Raw genomic sequence first — 26,588 nt, 5'->3', positions numbered from 1 at the left:
CCCCTATTCACTTTTTAATTCGGTTATAATTTGCTCTAATTCTTTTTTAATATCAAGACGGTTAAATAAAATATCTTTTTTACTGATTACTTTGTCATAAATAATGTTTTGGTTAGTTAAATCAGCAAATGATAAATCTTGTAAATTAATACTAAAATGATCAGCAATTTTTTGACTACTATCAATTAAAACTGGTTGTAATAAGACTGCTGCTACTACAATTGCATATGATAATCCCGCTAAAATTTCATGCAACTTATCCATTGCGTTATTTTTTGCTAATTCTCATGGTTTATTATCTTCAATATATTTATTGGCATACTGACATAATCCTAACACTTCGGTTAGTGCTTTCGAAATTTGATACTTATTCATTGCCAAATGATAATTATCAATTGTTTCTTTAACCTTAACTATTATATCATTGTGGAATTCACCCGTGACCTTTAGTTGACCATTAAAATATTTAGTTACCATATTAGTAACTCGCGAGACTAAGTTGCCAATATTATTAACTAAATTAGTATTATAAGATTCTAAATACATTTCATAAGAAAACTTTCCGTCGTGATCGGTTGGAATTTCATAACATAAATAAAAGCGTAAAGCATCACGGCCATATTTTTTAATTAAATATAACGGACTAACAACATTTCCGATTGATTTACTCATTTTTGTATCCTTAAATAAAATTCATCCGTGGGAAAGTAATTTATTGGGCTGACGCAATCCTAAACTTTCTAACATACTTGGTCAATAAATCATATGAAAACGAGCAATTTCTTTTCCTAATAATTGCACAATTTCAACTTCAGGATTATTTCAAAATTTTTGGAATAATGTTTCATCATCTGACAAATATCCTAACGCGGTAATATAGTTTGATAACGCATCAATTCAAACATAAATAATATGGCGGGGATTTTCTAATGTTTTAATTCCCCAGGTAAAACTAGTACGGGTTACTGATAAATCAGTTAACCCTGGTAAAATAAAATTATTTAACATTTCATTTTTACTACTTACTGGTTCAATAAAATCTGGATGGTTATTATAATAATCAATTAAAAATTTGCTATATTTTGAGACACGAAAGAAATAGGTTTCTTCTTTAACAATTTTTAAAACATTATCACAAATTAAACAGGTTAGGTTTTCCTTATCAATTTGTGATTCAGTCACAAATTCTTCACAGCTAACACAATATAATCCTTCATATTCACCAGCATAAATATCGCCATTATTATATAACTTACTAAAAATCTTCTGCACCGCAGCTTCGTGTTGCGGGTCAGTTGTGCGGATAAATTTATCATAGTCAATCCCTAATTCTTGTCATAACAATTTAAAATTATCAACGATTTTAGTAGTAAATTCTAGGGGGCTAATGTTTGCCTCCTTAGCTTTTTTTTCAATTTTTTCCCCATGTTCATCACTACCCGTTAAAAAAAATGTTTCGTAATTATCTAATTTTTTATAGCGTTTTAAAACATCTGCTAAAGTAGTTGTGTACGCATGCCCAATATGTAATTCCGCACTTGGGTAATAAATTGGGGTAGTAACATAAAATCGTTTATTGTGATCCGCACTCATTAAAACTCGCTCCTTTGTTTAATAAAACTTATTTACTTAAATTATATCGTAAACTAAATAAATCTGTTTTACTAATCTTATTCCTAGACATATTTTAAACTAAAATTATGAAAAATAAAAAAAGAATTTTAATCTAATCGATAAATTCTTTTTCCATATTGCCTTGTTTATTAAGTTTCTGTTAATAAGATAAGATCCTTTATTATATTAATAACCAAAAGTATTAATATCTAAACAAACTTAAACAAACCTTTTAAATATTCCATTTTTACGTAAATATGTTTCCTTTGATAGTTTTCTAATTTATTTTTTTCCACACAAACATTATTTCACTTTTCCAATAATTTTTTAAGAATAAATAAACCTTTTAAACTGCTTAAAAAATATTAATAAATTAATATTACTAAAATATTAAATTGTTATTAATTATTTTTTATCTGCTTTTTTTAATCAGTTTAATCATTCTCAGATATATTATACCCATAATTACCAAAATTAGGCAGAAAAGTGTTTCTCAATTTTAAACAAAAAAAATGGATAAGATTATTAATGTTAAATTATAATTTTCTAATTTATGAAAGTACTTTTTTTTCATAAAATATTAACATATTATATTACTAGGGAAAGTAAATCCGCCCAACATATTTTCTTTCCCATTGATTATCAACTTAATATAAATCTCCATTAATAATCTTTTACCAATGGAATTATATTAACTTCTCAACTCTCAAAATAAATAATAATAAAATAAGTTATGGTTTTATAACCATAACTTATTTTTTGTTTATTCTAGTCCATTTGGGAATTTTAAATATCCATAGGTTGTTAAACCAATAAATACTAATCCAAAGATTGGAGTTAATATAATTAGAAAAACAGCACCTATTCGTGTTTGATAAAATGCTTTAGTAAAATTAGGTTGATAATAGTCATTAACTGTTGCTGTTTCTTTACGAGTAACCTTATCAGTACTTTTATCATAAGTTCCTAAATTATTAGTAATTCATGTTTTAGAGTTTGCCGAAAAAGGCGATACTGCTGCATTATTTGCTTTAATAATGTTATCAATTTGGGTATTTAAAAACCATACTTTGTTGTTCACAATATAAGTTCCTAAAGATGCTGTGACAGGATTATTGGTTGGAATAAGTCCTGTAGCATCCGTTGTTCCTCCGATAATATTAGCATCATAGTTATTTTGGTCAAGAATTATTTGTTGGTGACTTGCATCTTGGTATGTGGCACTATCTTTATAATTAGTTTTCAATAAATCACCAAGAGCATGATGACTAAACCATTGAATTCCTGAGTGCGTATAACCATAATTATGAAATTTTTTAGCGACACTAATATCAAATTGTACTAGTTCATGTGAAAACTCATTTAAATCAATGTCTTTTTTATTCGTCCCAAAATATGCTCCTCATCGACTATCAAAAGAATCATCAGCATATTTTAAATATTCATCTTTAACACTACTATTAATTTCTTGGGTTGTTAAAGTTGAAATTGCATCACTTTCATAGGCACTTTTTAAGGTGTCTTTTGCTAACCCAAAAGCAAAACATTTTGAATCTAACACTACATTTCCTTTTGGTAAATAGTGATCAATTGATCGTTCAACACTATTAATAAACTTCTGTGATTCCATTCCCATTCCAAAAGCACTTAATCCGATTCCTAAACCTAACATTAGAATAAACATTAATAGGGTAATCCCCATTAAAAGGTGCTTAAATTTACTCTTTATAAATGTCATAAAGTACTCCTCTTAGTTCTATTTTTAGTTTTTTTTCATTAAATTAAAATGGTTTAATTAATTAGACAAGTAAAAGGAATTTCTGTCTTAATTAAAAGATAATTATATAACAATTATAATTATCTGCTTAATTTTACCAAAAAATTAATTAAATTAAATATCTTGTGGTAATTATTCATCATTAACTGTAGCTAATAATTGAACATTCATTGCTAAGATTTTTTTCGAAGAAATTATAAAAGTGATAGCAAACATAAACATTACGATTACAAACACAATTGGAATAATATAATAACTCATTGTGAAAGGAATTACTAAGCCCACGTTTAATAAAACAGCACTAACTGCTTCTTTAACAATAACTCACAATAGTCCAAATCCTAATGCCCAACCAATTAGTACGAATGGAATAAACATTCCTAAAATCATACTGTTAATTTCTCGCACCGCATAACCTTGAATCCGGAGGGTGGCAATAAATTTGGTATACTTAGCTAAAAAGGCATCGGTCATTAAGAAAATAATAATAATAGCGGTAATAATTGTTAAAACAATAAATAAGGTGGCAATTTCAATAGTAATTGAAGTTAATTTTATTAAAATTTGTTGTTTTATTCCGACATAATCAGCATTCGTGATTGCCGGAGCAAAATTATCTTTAAAATTTAGCATTGAATAATTACCATTAGTTGAATTTAAAATATAGCGTTCAGTTTGATCAACTGCTTTTTCATTTGATGAATATTTCCCATTAAACCAATACGGCTGATTATTCGCATTAACATCCGTTGGATAACCTAACACCTGATTAGCATATTGTTGGTCTAAAAAAATCCGGGGATGGTCATAAGTATTTTGAATCCCAATAACTTGATATTGATAATCTGATAAGTTATAGGTTGGGATTTTATCTAAACTAGTAGATTTTAACAATCCCAAAGTCATTGCACTGTTATACCATGTGGTTGGGAATCCCGAAGATACTAAATCCCCTAAATTATTTAAAGTGTGATCAAATCCTAAGTCATAAACCCTAATTAAATAAGAATCACCAACACTTGTTACAATCCCATTTTCAGCACAATCCCCGGTCTCATTACAAAAGAGATGTGTTTCTGTTTGACCAGTATTACTATTAATTTTAATTGAATTTTTATTTCAAAAACTAACATCAATTGAATCCTTTGGAATTTTTAACATAATATCTTTCATTTGTTGATAAGGAATAATATTTGGATGGTCTGTTGTTCCAATATTATAGCCCCATATTTGTTGACTATTATCATTTTGCGGTGAATAAGTAAATTTGCTTAAATCCATCTGATAAATTTGTTGGTTCCCCGTTACGTCATCGGTTTTAAAATATCACCACTCTGGTTTAATGTCATGCATTTTATTATCTTTCCCTAAATATTGCAGAGCATTACTTATCGTTCCAAAATTAATTTTATCCCCAACGCTAAGCCCATATGTTTTAACAGCAGCTTGATTAATTAAAATTGGAATTGTTTTATTATGAAGATCATATTTGAAAATATCATCATTATTAAGATTCATTTTATTATGATTACCTTTGGTATACCCATAACTATTAATTAAAATATTACGATCTTGGACATCTTTTCCATTAATATTCATTAGTTTTGCTTGATAACCAGTATATAACTCATCATGTTGGCGGTCAAATGGTAACGAACCAAAACCAAATGAAAAACGATTTTTAATGGTACTATTCCGTGACCACATTTCTTTAATTTCTGAAGGTAAAATTGTGTTAGTTGCTTTTTCAACACAATAGGTTCATTTTTGTAAGTAACTACCACTTGGTATATTATCAATTGCTTCTTGACCAAATACTTGAGGTAACATATTACATACAATTGTTTGTAATAAATTAGCAACATCATCTTGTTTAGCCACTGGTGCTTGTTTAACAATATAGTCAAGCATTGCTAACGAAATGTTAGTTCCCTTTAATTGGGCAATGTTATACAATAACATATTTGTCACATATTCACTATAATATTGTTGAAACTCAGGATCATTAACACCTTGTCAAGAATCCCCACTACTATTTTTGACATACTGGGCAAAAGCCATATCTTCACCAATTGGATCAGGGGTTGGGTTATTTTCATCAAAATCTGGTAAGGGTGAAGCCATATTATAAAGCGCATAACGAGATAGCGGATTATTATATTGAACATTATTTAGATTGTATTCTGTTTTATACTTAATATTTTTATAATATTCCCGGGAAATATTATTAATTGTCGTGGGAATTAATAGTGATAAGGTCAAAATAGCCGTTGCCACAATAAATGTTAACATAAATAGCATAATATTTTTTAAGGACACTGAAATTAAAATTAACCGGAATTTATTAGTAAACCGTTTAAATTTAATCCGACTAACTAATCTACTCAAATACAGGTTTGGTTTAATATTTTGGTTAGCATTTACCAATAAAAGCACACTTTTCCCTAACATTGTATAACAAGTCAAGAAAACAATTAAGCCAATTAATATAATAAATAATAAGAAAAAGTATAGAAGTGGAAATGCATTGGCACTAAATTTAATTGGAATAATAAAATAATTGTTAAAGATATCCATAATTGGTATTTGTAACGCTAAACCCAAGGCTCATCCAATTGGAACACTAATAATGATTGGAATTAGTAAATATAATAAATAGGCTGAAGAAATTTCAAAAGTAGTATACCCATTGGCTTTTAAAATTCCAATTTGTGTTTTTTGTTTTTCAATTATTTTTTTTAATAATACAAAACTAACAAAACTAATTACTAGTAAGAATAAGATAACACAGACAACAGCAATAACTAAGTATAACTTAATTGTTGAGTTTAATAAATTATAACGACGGTTAACATTCGTATTATCGGCATATGTTTTAAAAATTGAATTATTATTAATATTATTATCATTTTTATTATTAATTGCATTTGTAACATTTCTTAAATCATTAACATTATCGGCTAAATATTTTTTAAAATTAAGAAAATCAGTATCTTTATTTTTAAGATTTCCTGTATGTGTTAATAATCCTCGTGAGACATCTTGAAATTCACCATCCAGATAGCCAGTAGTATTATTTTCCCCAAATAATTCTTGAAACATTGGATGTGAAATATATAAAATTGCTTGGGAAGCGGTCGAAGGTATCACATCATCATCATAGATTGTTGGATAAATGTCTTGGGTATCTCCTCCATAAGCCCCAACATATAGTTCTTGACTTTGTCCAACACTAATTTTTGAATCAAACGACAGGCCATTAGCCGTGGCATATTGGGGTGACACAATTACTGTATCACGCATTCCTTTTAGACTATCCCAATAATTTGAATGTTGAATAATCTTCATCTGGTCAGGGTCATCATAAATTGGAATGAATTTTCCAGCACTATCAATAATTGATGACCATGCCGCAATAAAACGATACTTTTTCCCAGTTGCTGATCACACAACCGCTTGATTTCTTGTTGCAATTTCAAAATTTGTTAAAAATCCAATTAAGTTATAGTATAAGTTAAAGAAATCTTGGTTTTTATAACCACGAAATGGGGCAAAAGTATCAAAGAAATCATAAGTATCTAAATTGCGAACACGAAATGAACCTTTTTCTAAAATTGCTTGGTTTGATTTGATAATCTCTGGATTTTGACTATTGGCATAATAAAACTCAAAATTAGATGGCTTTTGCACTGTTTTATTAATGGTATGCACAACAACACCAATATTCCCTCGTAATCCTCATTTTTCTGAACTACTATTATAAGTTAAAACATCATTTCTTATCTCTTTATTTGTTGATTTATCATATTCTATTGTTGGAATATTTTGTGTATCACTTAAAATCCCTTTAACTTCTCAACTATCGGTTGGATTAACAAAGGTTGTTGGTTTTGTAGGGTCTCAAGTTGAACCATTAATAAATTTATTAGCAAACTCAACAGCTTGGTTAAGATTTCACCCAGCTGTTTTATAGTTTTGATTAATAAAATCAATAATTGTTAATTTTAAATTTGTTGTAATTTGAGAATTATTAATCATATCCATATAATTTGAAATTAAAGTAATTGCTTTGGTTTTTTGTGCACTAGTTGGTTTCCCCCAAATATCACGTTGGTAAATTTGACCAATTGTTGAATTTAAAAAACTTGGACTTTTAAAATTAAAACGATATAAACTACCAAAAATACCATTTTCAATATCTTTTTTATCCCACTGAAAATCTAAATCACTTACTAATGTAGTGGGAGTTTTCCCTGGTGTAAAATTAGTAGTTGCTAAGTTGATTGGTAATAAGGCAGAGTCAGCTTTTCCAATTGTTAAAGTTGGAAAATCAAGTTCCGCAACCCCATCACCTGTTGAAGCATAATCAGCATCAAATGTATATCATGGTGATATCGTTTGAACATTATTGGCATCATAACCTGAAGCAATATAATTAAAGGAGTAATCATAATGAAAATTACCATAACCCATATAATTATTACCATCAATTAGTCTACTAGAAGTTACATAAAATGTTGTTCCTAATAATGAAGATAATAAAATTAAAATTGTAAAAACAATCATTTGGGCCTTATTTTTAAAAGCAGATATAATACACTGTTTAATCAATAACATTTATAAAAACTCCTTTTTTTCATTTATTATAATTCATTGGCTAAAATACCAATAATAATTTAAAGTAATCTTATCATTACTTTAAATTATTACTGACATTTTAAATACTTAATATTTAAATTAGTCAGTAATTCTGAAAAATTCTAATATATATTAATACATATTATAGAATTGTTCTGGTTTACCACTCGCTAAATCAAAGTTATCAATAGCAACAATTACCCAGTAAGGATTATCAGGGCTGTTTGAAACATTTTTTCATGTTACATTATAACGGTGATGAACTTGTTGATAATCTTGAAAATTACCTAGGCCATCATAGTTCATATAATCTTCATCAGTACCAGCAACTAATGGTTTTGCATCTGTTCCTTGTTGATATGGATTAAAGTTTTGCTCAATTTTTTCTTGACCCTTTTTATATAATTTAGCAGTTGGATCTCCCATTCCGTTATATTCCATTGTATAACTCATTGTTGAGTCAATAGCCTTACTATCTCCTTTTATTTTTACATTAGAAATATCTTAATTATCATCTCCAATTGCATTAATTAAGAAATTATCATGCACTGGTTTCATATCATCAACAACCATAGTTTGAAATGGGGCATCAGGATTATAGAAAATTTTGGCCATTGTATCATATGCTTTAGATGAAGGATTAGTAAAAGAATCTGATAATACTTTAAAAACTGAACCCGGTCTAAATTTTCCATTCTCATTTCCCAATTGTTTTGCCATATATACCTTATCAACATTATTTAAATCACCATAATTTTTATTTTTATATTTTTCTCCTAATTCTAAAATTGTTGATTTGTTATTTTCAAAAGTTTCAGCTGTTGTTCCTAACGCTGATAATAAATCTAAAATATTTAATTTTGAAACAAAGTCTTTATTGAATAAATTATTAGTTAAACTTTTTGATAGACTATTAATTGAACCACCAAGTTTGTCAACTAAATATCCGTGAGTTTTTCCACCATCATTATAACCAACAAAATCCATTTTAAACATTTCTTTTTGTTTATCATTTCATTTTTTTGCAATATTTCCAAATTCAGAAATTAACTCACTCATTTTTCCAAAAATATCATATTCCCCTGACAAAAAGGCTGGTAAAGTAAGATTATCTTTAGGCATTACCATTTCTAATTCGAGACTTAAAAAACCAATAATTTTATCAACTGATTTTTTAAATAAATCTAAATAATCTTTTACTATTTTTTGAAAATTAACATCATCTAATCCTAAACCTTTATATTTTTCTTTATCTGTAGTCCCCATTTGTTGCAATGCATAACCAACTGCTTGGGCAAATAATAAAAATAAATTAAATCCTTTGTGATTATATAAATTATTTACAATTGGGAACATTTGACTCATTAATGCTGTTCCAACAGATGAACCCATTTGCGATTCTGTAAAATTTTTAACCAATGACACATACTGACTCACAGTAGAAGCAATGTTCAATTCTCCCCCCGTTCAGTTATAAATGATTGTAAAGAACCAAAATATTGTTTATTATTAGGTAGTTTATTTTCATCCCTTGTGGCATCTAATAGTTTCACTCCATAGTGTTCTTTATCCTGCACTAATTTTAAACCTGCAGGATTTAATTTACCATTAACATCATCTTTAATCTTACCATTTAAATTTGGTTGCGGATTAAATAAGTGGCTATCATAAAACAAATACCCATCATAATTTGTTGGAGCTTTTGCCGAAGAAGCAGGACCACGGCTAGCAGCAGTTCCACCTGGGTTTCCTCCTTGATATCCTTTTGTCAAGAAATAATTTGTTAACGCGCCAGTGTCTTGAATTCCTCATGCTAAATTACGACGAGTAATTTCATCACTTAATATTAAATTTTTTCCTGCATTATAACCTGCAGGATTAGAAGTATCATTGCTATCTTCTGCATCAGTAAAATCATTAAAACGTTTATTTTTAAAGAAATCTTGGTAAAACTTATCACCATACATACCCATGACATAACTAGCATAAGTTGCCCCATAGCCATTATAACCTGTTGAGACTGACCCGATTGGCGACATATTATTTAAAAATCCATTAACATATTTCCCTAAATCTACTGAATAATTTTGATCTTTTTTAGTCCCATGTTGACCGTTACCCTTAACACTATAAGAAAATGGAATCCATTCAGCAATTGAGACTGGTGAAAGATACATTGATAAAATTTCGTTGATATTATAGTTTAAATTTTCATGGCGACCTAATAAAATTAATTTTGTAATAAAATCAGTATTGGTAACCATTTTACGAATTTGATAAGGTAACTCATTTAGTTCTTTATCACCAAATGGTCCCTCTTCAAATACTTCAGGATCATAAAAATTATCTCCTGATGTTTTAGCTTTACAGCTAACAATTGATGTTATTGGAGCACTGACTAAAGTAGCAGCTCCTAGTACACTTAATAACTTTCTCATAATTAATATACATTCCCTTCAAAATTTTAATAATTTTTTATAAACATCATAAATTGTTTAAATTAGTAAATAAGTAAAAAAATAAGCACAATAAAATAAACCTCATATCTCAATCAGGATATACAAAAGATTATTTAATTGTTATTCATTGCATTCCTGTTTTCAACCATTAATTACAATAAACTTATCTTTAATAGTTTTGTTGTTTAAAATATTATGAACTAAGAAGAAATGACTAGGGAAAGTTGTTATTAAGTTATCATTATTTTCTAAGTTATTTTCTTCATCGCGCATACTAATAAAATTATTTAAAAAGAAAATAATTAAGTTATGCAAATTATTTAAAATCAGTTCAAAAACAACAACGATACTAATAATGTGTTTTAAAATAGCTCATGTTAAATAATTACTATCAATTTTTGGATGGTTAAAATAACTTAGTTGGTTAAATTTGTTTAATAGTGGTAAAATAAAAAATTTATTAAATAGTTTCTTTGAAGATTTTAAGCGATAATCAGAAACACCTACTACTACAACAAACCACAGACTTAAAATTAATAAGTTAGTTAAAACATATAAATTATCACCAATTTGACTATTAATTAATAAGATAAAGTTAAAAAATACATAGCCAATTCCTAAATACAAAATTATAAAATTGATATTATTAACAAGCTTTCAAATCTTTTTATTAACAAACAGCGAAATTACGTTTGAAATCAATTGGAGGAACAACACTCCTTCTAGAATTAAAGCAAACCGAATTGGTAAAACTCCAAAATTACTAAAATTAATTTTAATGGATAAAATTCCTCAGGCAATTAACTGAATCATTAAAATAAAAATTTGAATAATAATACTATTATAACGTTGTAAAAAAGTCATTTTAAAAACATAAGATACTAATTTAAAAGCAATAAACGATCCAATAATTCATAGGGCAAAAACTAAAATTAATTTTTCATGTTGAAAAAGACTATTTATTCTAAAAATGCCAGCATTTTGCGCTATTAAATCCATTTTTAACTTCCTCACTTTTAACAATATGTTTTTGTTCGCTTAAATACTTATTTCATTATTATTTTATATATTTTTTTTATTTATAGCAATTCTTTTTACAACAATTTTGTTCCTTAAAGATAATAAAAAAACTAATCTTTATTGTAATTAATAAAGATTAGTTAAAATTTAAGACATCTTTTAATATATATTATAGAATTGTTCTGGTTTACCACTCGCTAAATCAAAATTATTAATGCCAACAATTACTCAATAAGGATTATCTGGACTATCTGAAATATTTTTTCAAGTTACTTCATAGCGATGATGAACTTTTTGATAATCTTGGAAGTTCCCCAGTCCATCATATTTAATGTAATCTTCATTACCCCCGGCTACTAATGGTTTCGCAGTTGATCCTTGTTGATAAGGGTTAAAATCATCACCAATTTTAGGTTGTTCTTTTTTATATAATGATACTGTTGGATCACCTAAACCAGTGTAGTCCATTGTATAACTCATTGTTGAGCCAATCGCACTACTGTCACCCTTAACTTTGACGTTTGAAATATTTCAATTATCGTTAGCAATGGCATTTACTAAGAATTTATCATGGACATCTTTCATTTGATCCCCTACCATTGTTTGAAAGGGAGTATTAGAATTATAAAAGATTTTCGCCATTGCATCATAGGCATCTGCTTGGGGATTAGTAAATGAATCTGATAATACTTTAAAAAGTGATCCTGGTTTATATTTACCATTATCATTTCCAAGTTGACTAGCAATATACATACGGTCAGTATTACTTAATTGCCCATATTGTTGAACATCAAATTTTTTTCCTAAAGCTAAAATTTGGTCTTTACTATCACTAAGAGCTTTGGCTGTTGTCCCTAATCCAGAAAGTAATTTTAAAACATTCAAGGATGCTACAAAGTCTTTATTAAAGAATGAACTATCTAAGGTTGGTTGAACTAAAGAAATTAAATTATAAAATTTAGTAGCTAAAAAGCCTTTTGGTGTGCCATTTTCTTGATAGCCAATTAAATCTAAACTAAATTTATCTTGTTGTGTTTGGTTTCAACCTTGGGAAATTGTTTTTAATTGGTTAATAAGAAGATTTAATTTCCCAAAAACATCCGCATTATTATCCATAAACTTTGGAATTGTAATTCCAACTGATGGACTTAATAATTGGGTTACTCAACTTGTACTATCATTATAACTTCCCATCATTTTTGTCCCGGCTGTTTTCATTGCATCAAGATAATTTTGCACAGTTGTTTGAAAACTACTATCACTTAGGCCCAAATCTTTATATTGAGGATATTTATTAATATCGCCCATTTCTTTTAAGGCTTCACCAACAGCAGCGGCAAACATTCCAAATAGTAAGAACCCTTCATGAGATTGGGTATTTTCAACCATCGGAAACATTTGACTAATTAAAGTAGTACCATAAGTAGCTCCAGTTACAGACTCCGTAAAGTTTTTAACTAATGAAAGGTATTGGTTAATTTTTGAAGCACGATTTAATGAACCACCTTGCTGAGTAATAAATGATTGCATAGAACCAAAATATGGTTGGTTTTCTGGCAGAACATAATTCCCGCTGAGATCAGTTAAAGTGACACCATAGTTTTTACTATCTTGGGCAACTTTTAAATTATGCAGTTTTAAAATAGCATTAATTTTTTGACCATCTCCAATTGTTGCTGAATTTTTATCTGGATTAAAGAGATGACTATTGTAAAATAAATAACCATCATAATTGGTAGTTCCTTTTGGTGCAGAACTTGGTCCAGGTGATGCCCCAATTCCCTGGGGATTTCCTCCGTGAAAACCATTATTTAATAAATAGTTTGTTAAAGCACCAGTATCTTGAATTCCTCAAGCCAAGTTCCGACGATTAATGTCATCACTTAATTGTAAACCAGCTCCAGCATTATAACCAAGTGGTTTTGTAACATCACCATTCTTATCAGAAAAATCACTAAACATTTTATTTTTAATAAAATTACGGTAAAAATCATCACCATACATTCCCATGACATAACTAGCATAGGTTCCCTCATAGCCATTGTAACTAGCATCAATTGCTCGTAAGTTAGTCATGTTATCTAAAAATCCATTAATATATTTTCCTAAATCAATAGCATACTGTTTCCCTTTAACCGTACCATGGGTTCCATCACCAGTAACACTATAAGAAAATGGTAATCATTGGGCTGTTGAGACGGGGGTAATATACATTGATAAAATTTCGTTGATATTATAATTTAAATTTTCATGGCGGCCTAATAATATCAGTTTGGTAATAAAATCAGTATTGGTAACCATTCTTCTAATTTGGACTGGTAAGTTATTTAATTCATTATCCTCAAAAGGATCATTATTATTTGTTGAATTTGCTTTTGGCTTACAACTAATAATTGTTGTTACCGGAGTACTTGCTAAGCTTAATACTCCTAATGCACTTAATAATTTTCGCATTTTATCGACTCCTATCTTTTTGAATTATGTTGTCAAAATAGTTAATAATAACTACACCTAATTATTCTAAAAATTCCTGTTTTCAACCATTAATAATTACAAACTGTTCTTTAATTGTTTTATTATTTAAGATATTTTTTAATAATAAAAATTGGCGTAAAAATCATTGTTCAAAATTTATTGTAGCTTTGTTATGGTGTTCGCCATTTTTTTGATAGTGCGCATTAAAGTGAGCAATTAAAAAATTAATAAACTGGTAAAGATTATTTAAAATTATTTTAAAAACTACAAATAACTTAATAATTTGAATTAAAACAAGTCAAGAAATATACTGAAAATTAAATTTATGATGATGATACGAAGTAATCATTTTTGCATTTTTAACTAATGGTAAGATTAAAAATTTAATTAATAATCCTTTGGAATATTGAAAACGATAATCAATAATTTGGATAATTATAAATGCCCAGATTAAGAACACCATTAAGTTTAGTCCCGTTACTAATGGACGGTCTAATTGTCCGCCGACTAAAATAATAAATTTAAAGAACAGGTAAATAACGCCTAATAATAAAATTACGAAATTAATAATTCGAATTGTTTTTCATAGATTATTATTAGTAACCATCAAACTAAGCATTAAAATTAGTTCACAAAAAGTTATTCCTGTTAAAAGAATAAAGATATTAATTGGTAACGTATTTGCTGGTGAATAGTCAAAGCTAATTGCTAAAAACCCATAGATAAATAACTGTCCTAAAATGGCACTACTACGGGGTAATAATTTATACTGTTGTTTAATATTTTTTAAATTAAAACTATAAAAGATTAACTTTCCACTAATAATAAAAGTTAGTATTCAAATGGTCGATAATAAAAGAACTTGTTCAGAATAAAAAAGATGCTTTAAATCATTTGTAAAAAAAATATAGCCAAGATTATTACTCATTTAATGAGCCCCCTTAGTAAAACACCTTCATAGATTTTTTCATAAGTATATTGTTATTATATCAAAGATTAATTATTTAGTTTTTGCTGGTCAATAATATTTTTAATTTTTAAACTAATATTTCCAAAGGGCAAAACAATAGTATTCTTAATAATTTCCGGATTTTTTAGTTTAAACTTTGTTTTTATCAATGTTAAATCAACATCATCTAAATTTTTAACGGTTACTTTTAATCTGGTTAAGGTTGCTCTCACTTCTTCAATATTATTAATTGAACCTAAGATATTAATTAAATCATTTACAGAAAACGGAATTTTTGTACTGGGGGTAAATGCCTTATGATAATTAAAAATTTTTTTTCAAAAAATCATCATTAAAATAAATAAAATCATAATTATCATTGCAACAACAATTAAAATAATTTTTAACGGATCCATTAATTTCCTCTTTTCTTATATTACGCAATGCGCAAATAATGATTTCATTTTTTCTGTCATTGATAAATCATTATCTTCATCATAAACAATATTTAAAGTCTTTTCACTAATTTTAATTTCTAATTCATTGGCACTTAGTTCAAATTCAAAAGTGTCAATAATTAACCGTTTGTCAATTAATTCACCTTCTAACACAATAACTTGGCTATCATCTAAAATTAATGAGGCATTAATAGTAATAAAACGAACATTTGCCACCGGAGCAATTTCTTTCAATTGTCACAGTTTATATTTGTTAGTCGCAATAATTGAACCATTAATAGCACGCATATAACCAGTTGAACCAGTACTTGTGGCAAAAACTAACCCACTACCGCGAAAATATTCGAGTAACTCATCGTTAATAAATATTTTTGTGCGCAAAGTTTTAACATGGTCAACAACTTTAACTTCATTTAAGGCATAGTTAATCTGATTTTTATTATAAGTAACTTCTAGTAATGGTAATTGTTTTAGATGGCAGCGATCATTGACAATATCGGCAATTACTTTGGGGTAGGTTTCTTTGGTATAGTTTGCATAAAAACCTAATGAACCAGATTTAATAATAACAAAACAAACTTCATCAATAATATCTTGAAATTCATTAACTGCTTTTAGTAAAGTACCATCCCCACCAATCACAAAGACATAATTTGGGTTAATCACATTTTCAATTAAACCATGACTTGTTAATTGTTGGTTAATTTCGTACGCTAAGGCTTGTGATTCTTCATACTCATTAACAATAATTGAAAATTTAAACATTTTAACAACTCCCAGTCTTTATATGTGATTATTATATAACAAAAGTTAAAATAAAAAATATTAGTTATTCACTAATATTTTTAACATCTTTTGGTCGCGCTAATTGTTGCTAATTCTTTGTTTCTAAGACATTTGAGACATAATAACGCTCAAATTCATACTGGCGGATTGCTTCTTGAATTTTATTATTTGGTAAGAAAATAAATTTAAAAGTTAGGGTAATAAATTTAAACCCATGTTTTGATTTAAATAATTTTTTCTCGGCTTTTGAAACTTCCTGAAAAGTTTTTGTTTTGCGATCATAATGGTATGATTGGGCAAAATAGAACAACATAATATGTGTCAATGAAATAATTGACAACCCCAAGAAGAACATTGGGATTCATGAGAATGGTCATAAATATTTACCACCCAAATAATTAGTATTTCAAGGTCCGACATTAAAACCACCCTTATTTCATTCTTCACTACCATTTGGACCAACATATAACATGTTAGTTTGGAAAACACCATCTCAAATTACCGCCACAAATGAAAACATTGTTATCCATAATAATTGTCAACGTAACATTAACCCACTGTAGCGGTGTTCTACTAGACCATATTTATAAACAGAAATATATTGAGCAAAAATAATTAATGAATGTAAAATAAAATAATTATAAAAGAAGAAATTATCTGGTGTTCAATAACCATTAACCGGGGTAATAATTGCTAAGATTGGTAAGATTAATGCTGAAGGTGCACAAATTTCAAAAAAACGCGCCGAAGGGAAAATTAAAATTAAACCTGATAAAATTTGGTGAATGCTACATAAATGTAATGGCATCATTTCACTTAAACTACGGACTTGGGAAGGATCCATCGGACCAGTTAACCAATTGGTATGCAGCACTGTTGCCAAATAAATTGCCATCATAATATAATAAGCAAAATATGAAGCGATTTGATATATTCCAATTGAAATTCGAAACCATTTAAAATTGACAGTCTTTTGATAATATCTTTTAAAAATAAATAAGGAACAAATTAGCAATAGAAAAATTGCAATCCCAATTAACTGGTAAACATAGCTATGACCTTTTACAAATCACTGTTCACCTCAGGGAGCATTTGGCATATAATTACCCGCGGGGTCAAAAAAACCTCATGGTCCTTTACTTGACGGTATAAAGCGCATTTACATCTCTCCTTATTTATTACTTTTAGTTAATAAGTAATCTTATTTTACTAAAAAATAACATTTATGTAAATATCAAAAAAATCACTTTTTTAAGTGATTTTTTATTTAACAACCAAGTTAACAATTTTATTTTTAACGACAATTTCTTTAATAATCTGACGATTTTCTAAATATGGTTGAACATTAGGGTGTTGTTTTGCAAGGATTAGTAGTTCATCTTCACCAGTATCTTTTTTCACTTCTAATTTTGCTCGTAATTTTCCATTAACTTGAGCAGCAACTACTATTGTATCTAAAACTAAAAATTTTTCTTCATAATCTGGTCATTCACTTAAACTAACACTGTGTGGATGTCCTAACATAAACCATAATTCTTCTGCTAAGTGGGGAGCAAAACAACTTAATAATTTAAGGAACCCTTCTCAATATGGTTGGTAAATTTGTTCTTCATTTTTATAACAAGCATTAATAAAAACCATTAATTGTGAAATTGCTGTATTAAAGTTTAAATTTTCTAACATCTCAGTAACTTTTTTGACCATTGTATGGTAAGAATAGTCTGAAGTTCCATCATTGACCGAGGTAAAATTAGTATTTTTTGCTAAGCGATAAACACGATCTAATCATTTTCGAGCGGAATCTAACCCTTTGGTGCTTCATGGTAGTGATGCTTCTAATGGCCCCATAAACATTTCATATAGTCGGAGTGCATCAGCACCATGTGATTGAATAATATTATCCGGATTAATAATATTCCCTTTTGATTTACTCATTTTTGTACCATCTTCACCAAGAATCATCCCCTGGTTAACCAGTTTATAAAAAGGCTCAGAAGTGGGGACTACTTTAATATCATATAAAAACTTATGTCAAAAGCGTGCATACAATAAATGTAAAACGGCATGTTCTTGACCACCAATATATAAATCAACTGGTAATCATTTTTTAAATAACGCGTGAGCTTCCGGGCTTTGAATGTCTAACATTGTCCCATCCGCTTGTTTTAGAAGGTATCCTAAATAATATCAACAACTCCCTGCTCACTGTGGCATCGTATTAGTTTCCCGACGTCCTTTTTTCCCGGTGCTATCAACAACTGTTAACCATTCTGAAACATTTGCTAGGGGTGATTCACCAGTTTGTGATGGTTTAATATTGTCGACTTTTGGCAATGTTAATGGTAAATCTTTTTCATCCACTAAACTAATTGAGCCATCTTCCCAATGGGTCACAGGAAATGGTTCTCCCCAGTAGCGTTGGCGAGAAAATAGTCAATCACGTAATTTATAACTAACCTTTGGGCTAGCAACATTTTCTTTTTCTAATACTTCCAGCGCTTTCGTAATAGCAGCCTTCGTGTCAAGTCCATTAAGGAATTCCGAATTAATATGTTCACCATCCTTGACATAAACATTATTATGATGTTCTCCGACAATTACATAGCTAATTGGTAAATGATATTTTACTGCAAAAGCAAAATCACGTTCATCATGTCCAGGAACCGCCATAACAGCACCTGTCCCGTAAAATGGGAGCACATAATCTGCAATTCAAATTGGGAGCTTTTTATTATTAACAGGATTTATCGCATAAGTACCAAGAAAGACCCCACTTTTTTCTTTGCTAGTATCTTGGCGATCAAGCTCGGTTTTATTTTTAACATTTTTAATAAATTCACTAACCATTGGTTTATTATCAGCAGTTGTTAAAATAGCAACTAACGGGTGCTCAGGAGCTAATACAATATATTCAACCCCAAAGATTGTATCTATTCTTGTTGTGAAAACATTAATAATTTCTGGGCGATTTTCAACTGCAAATTTAATTTCAGCTCCCACTGATTTTCCAATTCAATTGCGTTGTAATTCTTTAACTGAATCTGGCCAATCTAGTTCATCTAAACCGGCTAATAATTTTTCAGCATAGTTAGTAATTTTCAACACTCATTGTTTCATTGGTTTTTTAACCACTGGAAAATGACCGCGTTCAGAAACCATCTTGCCATCAATTACAAGGACCTCTTCATTTGCTAGGACAGTCCCTAAGTCAGCTGATCAGTTAACATCAACTTCCCGCATCTCTGCTAAATCATGTTTATATAATTGTTCAAAAATTCATTGGGTTGTTTTAAAATAACTTGGATCAGAAGTATTAACTTCTTTCGCATAATCATAAGAAAATCCCAATGCTTTTAGTTGACTGCGAAAATGATCAATATTTTTTAGAGTAAAAATTGCGGGATCATTTCCCGTTTGAATAGCATATTGTTCAGCTGGTAATCCAAAAGCATCCCACCCAATTGGATGTAAAACATCATAACCTTGCATACGGCGCATACGACTAACAATATCAGTTGCCGTATAACCTTTGGGGTGACCAACATGTAGCCCCGCTCCCGACGGATAAGGAAACATATCTAAAATATATGCTTTTTTACTACTATTATTTGTTGTCTTGAATACTTCATTCTCTTCTCAATATTTTTGCCATTTTTGTTCAATTGCTTTGTGTGAAAATTCCATTAATTCTAGTCCTCTCTAATCATTGTTTCACTAATCTTATTTAAGATTATAACATTTAAACCTTGAATTTCGGTGGGAAAAATAATTTAATCCGATTTTTCCGATTAATTTTATCTTTCGCTTCTTTCACCAATAATCAAATTACAATATCTTAATAATTCTAAGATTCCTAAATTTTATTTAATTTGATAATGCTATAATAAAAACAGTACTGAAAAGTTATAAGGAGGAACATAGGTAAAATGAGTGTAAAAAGTACAATTGAATTTCGAAAATCAGTGCGGGTATATAATCCCAATAAAGAAATTAGTGCTACTGATTTTCAAATGATTATTGAGGCGGGGAGATTAGCCCCAACTTCAAATGGTTTAGAACCCGTAAAAGTTTTTTTCTTAAAAGATAAAACATTAAAAGCAAAAGCAGCTGAGCAATGTTTTATGGGACCAAATATTAACCGAGTGAATGAAGCCCCCATTGCGGCTCTAATTTTAGTTGCCAATGGCAATTATTTAGCATCCCCAGAGTTTTTAACCAGCCGTTTAGGGAGAATTTTTCAAGGGGATGCTTTAAAACAACGCGTGGAAGGGATGAGTAAATATGTGAAAGGGCAAAAAAATATGGATATGTATAGTGAAGAACAAGCCCATATTATTGCTAGTTTCATGAGTTTACAAGCCGCTGACTTACAAATTGGAACTTCAATTATGGGGGGAGTAATTGAAAGTAGTACCGCCCAGTTCTTAGCGGAAAATAATCTTGTTGATCCCCAAAAATATCACATTGCCTTAGGAATGGTATTTGGATATTTTGATGAAACAAAACCCGGGACTTGTTATCCTCGCGTTCGAATTCCCCAAGAAGAATTTGCAATTATTAAATAAAAATGATAAAAATTATGTAAATCTACATAATTTTTTTTCATAAAATTAAAAATTTTTATTAAGTTAATTTACTAATCTAAAAATTATTTTATGTTAAAATCAAAAAGTATAATTTTAAAAAAGAAAGAGGTGTTTGATAAGTGAAACAAGGAGCATATATTATGTTAATTTTATCATGTTGTACCATTGGATTATTATTAATTCCATTGGCCTGACTAATTCCAATGACCTTGGCAGCAAAAAGAAGAATTGGAAACTCAGAGTCAGCAGTTGGGTTGGGAGTTTGTTCAATTTTATTTGCTGGATTTTTTGGTCTTGTGGAAGGAATTTTACTATTAATTCCCGGTGAATAAATGTTTACACCAAAAAAAGAATTTACCGACCGTGTAAATTCTTTTTTTGATTATTAATATAATTAATAATAATATGTTAGAATTAATTTATGAAAAAAGAAATGCGTAAATACTTAACAATTTATTGAATTGCCAATGGTATTTTCTTATTATTACAAGTTATTTTAACAATTATCTTGTTAACACTGCAAGATAAGATTAAATTAGCCCACGATACTATTTCAAACATTTTTTTTGGAATCCTTGTCTTTGTTGTTTTATGTGTTGTTTTATACAATTACTTTGGAATCAACCGTCCGAATAAGAAGATTTCCAAAAAAGAAGTTTTGTCAGATTATGAAGAAGAAATCGGATTTGAGGTGATGAAACTACATCCGAAAATATTAGATGAAAAAAGTGGTTATATTAACTTTAATAACCGTCGGGGTTATCTTTTCCTCCTAATTAGTAGTCTTAATATTTTTTACAGTTTAATCCTAGCAATTATTTTACAAGTAATATAAAAAATGGTAATTAAGATAATTACCATTTTTTGTTATTTTAATTTAATTGTTGTTCCTGATTTACCATTTAAAGCATCTTTTGCTAATGAAAGTTCAGCAATTACCGCTGATTTTTTGGCATCAAGTTGGGCAAATTTCATTGCGGCTTGCACTTTTGGTAGCATACTTCCTGGGGCAAATTGGTTTTCACCAATGTATTTTTCAGCTTCTGAAATTGTTAAAGTATCTAATGTTGTTTGGTTTGGTTTTCCGTAGTTAATGGCTACTTTGGGCACCGCTGTTAAAATCATTAATTGATCAGCATTCACTAACTCGGCTAATTTTGCACTAGCAAAGTCTTTATCAATAACAGCAGCAACACCTTGATAACCGTCTTTGCCTTTCACAACAGGAATTCCTCCCCCACCCACTGTAATTACAACATGACCTTGTTTAATTAGATCTTTAATAATATCTTTTTCAACAATATCAACTGGTTGGGGTGAAGCAATAACTCGACGTCATCCCCGTCCGGCATCTTCTTTAACAGTAAAGCCGTTTTTACTTGCTAAATCTTTTGCTTCTTGTTCAGTATAGAATGAACCAATTGGTTTAGTTGGATTTTCAAATGCTTTATCGTTAGCAGCAACTTCAACTTGGGTTACAATTGTTACCACATTTTTTTTGATATTTCTGCTGTTTAACTCATTTAAAATTGCATTTTGTAGATGGTATCCAATGTAAGCTTGTGACATGGCCCCACATTCAGGGAATGGCATCATTGGAATTTTACTATTAACTTTTGATGCTTCCGCAAAAGCATTATTTATCATTCCCACTTGTGGACCATTTCCATGGGCAATCACAAGTTCTTTGCCATCCGCAATAATATCAACCATTGCTTTGGCTGTTACTTTCACTATTTCATGTTGCTCAGCAGGAGAATTTCCTAAGGCATTTCCTCCGAGAGCGACAACAATTCTTGACATATAATCGTTCCTTTCTGATATTAATTAACATCATTTGATTTGCTATTAATTTAATCTTTTAAAATTAGGAAAAGAAAAGATATGGTAATATCTTTTCTTTCAATTTTATTAAATATTAATCTGTTGTCCAAATTAGAATCACATTCCACCTTGTTCAATTGGTAATTGTGCTCCAATTACCAGCAAGATAATTGCTAAGGCAGTTAATCCGATTAAGTATGGCCACGCTACTTTTAGATATTTATCTAATGAGACTTTACTAATACTTAACGCTGCCATTAAAATAAAGCTGGTTGGACTGACGAGGTTAATAATTCCGTTTGCAAACGAGAACGCCGTAATTGAACCCGACCATAATCCTGGTTGAATTCCTTCCGCAACCGGCCCAATAATTGGGAATACTGCGGCGGCAAATCCCGAAGTTGATGGAATAATAATTGAAATAATTAAGAAGAAGAAGAATCCAACAATAATGAATCCTGTTGTTCCTAATTTTTTCATTGGCGTAGCAAGCGCATTAACTAAGTTTTTTTGCATTCCAGTTTTGTCTAGAATTCATCCAATTCCAGCAGCAGTTGCAATAACTAAACACACTGATAGGATATCACTTGCCCCCGCGATAAATGTTTTAACATATTCTTCTTCTCCTTTTCAGTCAATTGCCGCAATAACAATTGAAGAAATTAAGAAGATAACCGCCACTTGTAATAACGAGAAGTCCCCAAATGGACTAAAGAATCTCGCAATATAAGGAGCATGTTCTTTAATTCAATCATTAGCATTGGTTGTCGCATTATAACCAAATGAACTCCATGATACTAATGAGAAGATCATGACGATAAACGTCAACATAAAGACAACCATAATTGCTTTACGTTTTTTAGTGAATTCTGGAATACTATCTGGCATCCCAAATTCTTTTAAGTAAAATTCACGTTCTGCGTACACCGGTGATTTTTCAGGATTTTTTCTAACACGCATCGCATATCACATTACAAATGCAATTGTGCCAGCTGTTAGTACTAATCAAGCAATAATCCGTCATACAATCCCCGCTGAGTTAGTAATTCCATAATGTAAAGTATCGGCTGGTGTAAATGAAACCCCAATTACGAATGGGTTTAAAAATGAACCAACACACCCTACTCCAGCTCCTAGTAAGATTGTCATAACTGATGTTACAACATCAAATCTAGCTGCTAGCATTACGGGAATTAAAACAGGATATAACGCAATTGTTTCTTCTCCCATTCCGTAAGTTGTTCCCCCAATTGAGAATAAGAACATTAAAGCGGGAATAATTCAAATTTCTTTCCCTTTCATTCTTATAATTAAACGACCAATCCCCGCGTCTAACGCTTCGGATTTAATAATAACGTTTAAGAATCCCCCTAGGACAAGAACAAATAAGATGGTGTCTAATTTACCCCCAAAACCTTCTAAGGGTGCTAAGAATAGGTCAAAAATCCCGGCCTTCCCATATTCACCAGTTGCTGGATCATATGGTTTAGCTGTCCCTGGAATTCATGACACAATAATTACAATAGCAATAATGAAGAATAAGATGGTAATTGCGGCAGGCAATTTAAATTTTCTTCGTTTGCCACTTTTAAGAGCAGGCATTTAATCCCCCTCCTTTCATTAAATTAATTTTTCAAATCAAGATAATAACAATAAGCAAATATTTAAAAATTCACCATTAACCTCTTAAAGTTGCTAACATAATTGCTTTAATAGTGTGTAGTCTATTTTCCGCTTCTTCAAATACTTTTGAATATTTTGAGGTAAATACTTCGTTAGTTACTTCTAATTCACCATTTCCCCCAAATTCTTTAATAATATCTTGGGCAGTATCAGTATTTTCATCATGGAAACTTGGTAAACAGTGTAAGAAAATCACATCTTCTTTCGCTTGTTTAATTTTTTCCATATTAACTTGGTAAGGTGTTAAATCAGCAATTCTTTGTTTTCAAACTGATTTATCTTCTCCCATTGATACTCAAACATCAGTTGCAATAACATCAGCGTCTTTGGCAGCTGTTTTGTGATCTTCTGTTAAAGTAATTGATCCCCCATTTTCTTTCGCAATGTCTTGACATTGTTTTAATAGTTTTGCATCTGGTCATAAATCTTTTGGGGCACATGCAGTAAAATGCATTCCTAATTTTGCACTAATAATCATGTAACTGTTTGCCATGTTGAATCTTGAATCACCAAAGTAAACGAATTTAATTCCTTTAACATTTGGTCCTTTAACTTCTTGGATTGTTAAAACATCAGCTAACATTTGTGTTGGGTGATATAAGTCTGTTAACCCATTTCACACTGGTACTCCTGAATATTTTGCTAAATCTTCAACATCACTTTGTTTATAACCTCTAAATTCAATTCCGTCAAACATTCTTCCTAAAACTTTTGCAGTATCTTCAATTGATTCTTTTTTTCCCATTTGGCTTCCTGAAGGTCCTAGGTACACTGCGTTCATTCCTAAATCAGCAGCGGCTACTTCAAAAGCACAACGAGTTCTTGTTGAATCTTTTTGGAATAATAACACAACATTTTTTCCTTTTAAAGGTTGTTGTTCAGTTCCTGCATATTTAGCTTCTTTTAGCATTCTTGATAAATCTAATAAATAGTTGATTTCTCTTGGTGTGAAATCTAATAATGTTAAAAAACTTCTTCCTTTTAAATTTACGGCCATATTTTTATGACTTCCTTCCTTTTCTTCGTTATTAATTAAATATCTTCTCTTCAAATTGGCATTGTCATACAACGTGGTCCTCCACGACCTCTTGATAATTCAGCACTATGAATTACGTGTACTTTAACACCTAATTTTTTTAATTCCGCGATTGTAATGTGGTTACGGTTGTAAGCAATAACTTCCCCTGGTTTAATTGTAATCACATTAGTTCCATCGTTTCATTGTTCTCTGGCTTGGGCAATTGGATCTTCCCCCCCACATTTTACAATGTGAATTTTTTTACCAACAACATCTGATAAGTATTCATCTAGTTGTTTGTTAATTTCTGTCATCCCATCTTTTGAAATTTCATAAAGTTTAAATTCACTCATATTATCAAAGATTAATGGGTGTGCAATAAATTTATCGTAGTCAATATTTGTAAAGACTGTATCTAAATGCATAAATGCTCTATTTTTAGTTTTTAAGTCAAAAACAATAACTTTTTCATAAGAAATTTCAGGACTTTCGATAACTCTTTTAGCAACTTTTTTAATTGCATCAATACTTGTTCTTTGTGAAGCCCCAATAATTAATGTTTTGTGGTTTAATACTAAAACGTCTCCCCCTTCGATACTTCCTTCTTCATTACGGTCATATCAGAAGTTTACTTTGTCTTTAAATCTTGGGTGGTGGTGTAGTACTAAGTCCGCAAAAATCGTTTCACGTCTTCTTGTTACTGTGAACATTTGGTGCACAGTTGCTCCGTTTCCAACTGAGGCAAATGGGTCACGTTGGAATAATAGGTTTGGTAATGGGTCCATTGCTAATGGGTAACCATCAGTATTTTCAACACCTAATTCATATTTTGTTACTCCTGCGATCATTTTATTTACCATATCTTGGTCTGAAAGTTTATCTAAATATTTTCTTAATGGTTCAATGTGTTCTGGTTTTGCTCCTGATTCTTTTAGGAACCTATCTAACAAGTCAGTTCTTAAATTTTTATCTTGTGCAATTGTTTCAGCAACCATTTTTTCAATGTATAATACTTCCACACCATTATCTCTCAACACTTTTGCTAGTTCATCGTGTTCTTGTTGTGCGATAGGCAAATCTGGTGTATCATCAAATAACAATCTTTCTAATAAATCTAGTGTTAAATTTGATAATTCGTCTCCGGGACGGTGTAACATAACACTTTTTAATGTCCCAATTTCAGAATAGACATTAATTGCATACTTATCTTTCATTTTAATTACCTCCTAAATAGAAAATCTAAGTATTAGATTTTGAATAATCTAAATCTCCCTGAAGGTTAATAAAAACATACGCGAAAA

20 protein-coding genes are annotated in these 26,588 nt (G+C 29.8%); 3 read left to right on the top strand and 17 right to left on the bottom strand.

All coding sequences use genetic code 4. From position 1 onward, the window contains the following. Nucleotides 1–3 precede the first annotated feature (3 nt). The 13 genes from metG to leuS all read right to left on the bottom strand — a co-directional run bounded on the left by metG (nucleotide 4) and on the right by leuS (nucleotide 19,860). Nucleotides 4–1,593: a methionine--tRNA ligase gene (gene metG, locus SERIO_RS01045; protein WP_047791074.1), complete on the bottom strand. Its 1,590-nt coding sequence runs from the start codon at nucleotides 1,591–1,593 to the stop codon at nucleotides 4–6. A 784-nt stretch (nucleotides 1,594–2,377) separates the two neighbouring features. Continuing rightward, entirely contained in the window at nucleotides 2,378–3,352 is a 975-nt protein-coding gene (locus tag SERIO_RS01040) for a hypothetical protein (protein WP_047791073.1), read from the bottom strand. Between the two features lie 171 nt (nucleotides 3,353–3,523). Next, on the bottom strand, nucleotides 3,524–8,008 hold the full coding sequence (locus SERIO_RS01035) for an FtsX-like permease family protein (RefSeq protein ID WP_047791072.1): 4,485 nt from the start codon (nucleotides 8,006–8,008) through the stop codon (nucleotides 3,524–3,526). Nucleotides 8,009–8,161: 153 nt separating this feature from the next. After that, complete coding sequence (locus SERIO_RS01030) at nucleotides 8,162–8,482, bottom strand: hypothetical protein (RefSeq protein ID WP_047791071.1); 321 nt, start codon at nucleotides 8,480–8,482, stop codon at nucleotides 8,162–8,164. Nucleotides 8,483–8,533: 51 nt separating this feature from the next. Then, the gene (locus SERIO_RS01025; protein ID WP_047791070.1) at nucleotides 8,534–9,454 is read right to left on the bottom strand and encodes a hypothetical protein; all 921 of its coding nucleotides are present in this window, start codon (nucleotides 9,452–9,454) and stop codon (nucleotides 8,534–8,536) included. After that, on the bottom strand, nucleotides 9,394–10,467 hold the full coding sequence (locus SERIO_RS01020) for a lipoprotein (protein WP_047791069.1): 1,074 nt from the start codon (nucleotides 10,465–10,467) through the stop codon (nucleotides 9,394–9,396). Before SERIO_RS01020 ends, SERIO_RS01025 begins: the two co-directional genes overlap by 61 nt. A gap of 141 nt (nucleotides 10,468–10,608) precedes the next feature. Next, on the bottom strand, nucleotides 10,609–11,487 hold the full coding sequence (locus SERIO_RS01015) for a hypothetical protein (protein ID WP_047791068.1): 879 nt from the start codon (nucleotides 11,485–11,487) through the stop codon (nucleotides 10,609–10,611). A gap of 180 nt (nucleotides 11,488–11,667) precedes the next feature. Further along, nucleotides 11,668–13,962, bottom strand: coding sequence for a hypothetical protein (locus SERIO_RS01010; protein WP_047791067.1), 2,295 nt, complete (start codon nucleotides 13,960–13,962; stop codon nucleotides 11,668–11,670). Nucleotides 13,963–14,023: 61 nt separating this feature from the next. Beyond that, the gene (locus tag SERIO_RS01005) at nucleotides 14,024–14,911 is read right to left on the bottom strand and encodes a hypothetical protein (RefSeq protein ID WP_047791066.1); all 888 of its coding nucleotides are present in this window, start codon (nucleotides 14,909–14,911) and stop codon (nucleotides 14,024–14,026) included. Nucleotides 14,912–14,979: 68 nt separating this feature from the next. Then, nucleotides 14,980–15,348 carry a PTS sugar transporter subunit IIB gene (locus SERIO_RS01000; RefSeq protein WP_047791065.1) on the bottom strand — a complete coding sequence of 123 codons (369 nt, stop codon included), beginning with the start codon at nucleotides 15,346–15,348 and terminating at the stop codon, nucleotides 14,980–14,982. A 15-nt stretch (nucleotides 15,349–15,363) separates the two neighbouring features. After that, nucleotides 15,364–16,155 (bottom strand): NAD(+)/NADH kinase, encoded by a 792-nt coding sequence (locus SERIO_RS00995; protein WP_047791064.1) that lies wholly within the window; start codon nucleotides 16,153–16,155, stop codon nucleotides 15,364–15,366. Between the two features lie 109 nt (nucleotides 16,156–16,264). Next, nucleotides 16,265–17,335, bottom strand: coding sequence for a TMEM164 family acyltransferase (locus SERIO_RS00990; RefSeq protein WP_047791063.1), 1,071 nt, complete (start codon nucleotides 17,333–17,335; stop codon nucleotides 16,265–16,267). Between the two features lie 104 nt (nucleotides 17,336–17,439). Then, complete coding sequence (leuS, locus tag SERIO_RS00985) at nucleotides 17,440–19,860, bottom strand: leucine--tRNA ligase (RefSeq protein WP_047791062.1); 2,421 nt, start codon at nucleotides 19,858–19,860, stop codon at nucleotides 17,440–17,442. Between the two features lie 242 nt (nucleotides 19,861–20,102). Here leuS and SERIO_RS00980 point away from each other — a divergent pair, with 242 nt between their 5' ends. The 3 genes from SERIO_RS00980 to SERIO_RS00970 all read left to right on the top strand — a co-directional run bounded on the left by SERIO_RS00980 (nucleotide 20,103) and on the right by SERIO_RS00970 (nucleotide 21,597). Beyond that, entirely contained in the window at nucleotides 20,103–20,741 is a 639-nt protein-coding gene (locus SERIO_RS00980; RefSeq protein WP_047791061.1) for a nitroreductase family protein, read from the top strand. Between the two features lie 140 nt (nucleotides 20,742–20,881). Further along, on the top strand, nucleotides 20,882–21,094 hold the full coding sequence (locus SERIO_RS00975) for a hypothetical protein (protein ID WP_047791060.1): 213 nt from the start codon (nucleotides 20,882–20,884) through the stop codon (nucleotides 21,092–21,094). A gap of 89 nt (nucleotides 21,095–21,183) precedes the next feature. Further along, nucleotides 21,184–21,597 carry a hypothetical protein gene (locus tag SERIO_RS00970; RefSeq protein WP_079450771.1) on the top strand — a complete coding sequence of 138 codons (414 nt, stop codon included), beginning with the start codon at nucleotides 21,184–21,186 and terminating at the stop codon, nucleotides 21,595–21,597. Nucleotides 21,598–21,629: 32 nt separating this feature from the next. Here SERIO_RS00970 and arcC read toward each other — a convergent pair whose 3' ends face one another. The 4 genes from arcC to SERIO_RS00950 form a co-directional block, all read right to left on the bottom strand. After that, on the bottom strand, nucleotides 21,630–22,565 hold the full coding sequence (gene arcC, locus SERIO_RS00965) for a carbamate kinase (RefSeq protein WP_047791058.1): 936 nt from the start codon (nucleotides 22,563–22,565) through the stop codon (nucleotides 21,630–21,632). Nucleotides 22,566–22,697: 132 nt separating this feature from the next. Then, nucleotides 22,698–24,188, bottom strand: coding sequence for a YfcC family protein (locus tag SERIO_RS00960; RefSeq protein WP_047791057.1), 1,491 nt, complete (start codon nucleotides 24,186–24,188; stop codon nucleotides 22,698–22,700). Between the two features lie 76 nt (nucleotides 24,189–24,264). Beyond that, nucleotides 24,265–25,266, bottom strand: a complete 1,002-nt coding sequence (gene argF, locus SERIO_RS00955) for an ornithine carbamoyltransferase (protein WP_047791056.1) — start codon at nucleotides 25,264–25,266, stop codon at nucleotides 24,265–24,267. A gap of 35 nt (nucleotides 25,267–25,301) precedes the next feature. After that, nucleotides 25,302–26,501, bottom strand: a complete 1,200-nt coding sequence (locus tag SERIO_RS00950; RefSeq protein ID WP_047791055.1) for an arginine deiminase — start codon at nucleotides 26,499–26,501, stop codon at nucleotides 25,302–25,304. Between the last annotated feature and the right edge of the window lie 87 nt (nucleotides 26,502–26,588).

Origin of the sequence: Spiroplasma eriocheiris (assembly GCF_001029265.1) — a bacterium.
In the GTDB taxonomy this organism is placed as follows: domain Bacteria; phylum Bacillota_I; class Bacilli_A; order Mycoplasmatales; family Mycoplasmataceae; genus Spiroplasma; species Spiroplasma eriocheiris.
The sequence above is the reverse complement of the archived record's forward strand: the minus strand, read 5'-3'. Positions and strand labels throughout refer to the sequence as shown.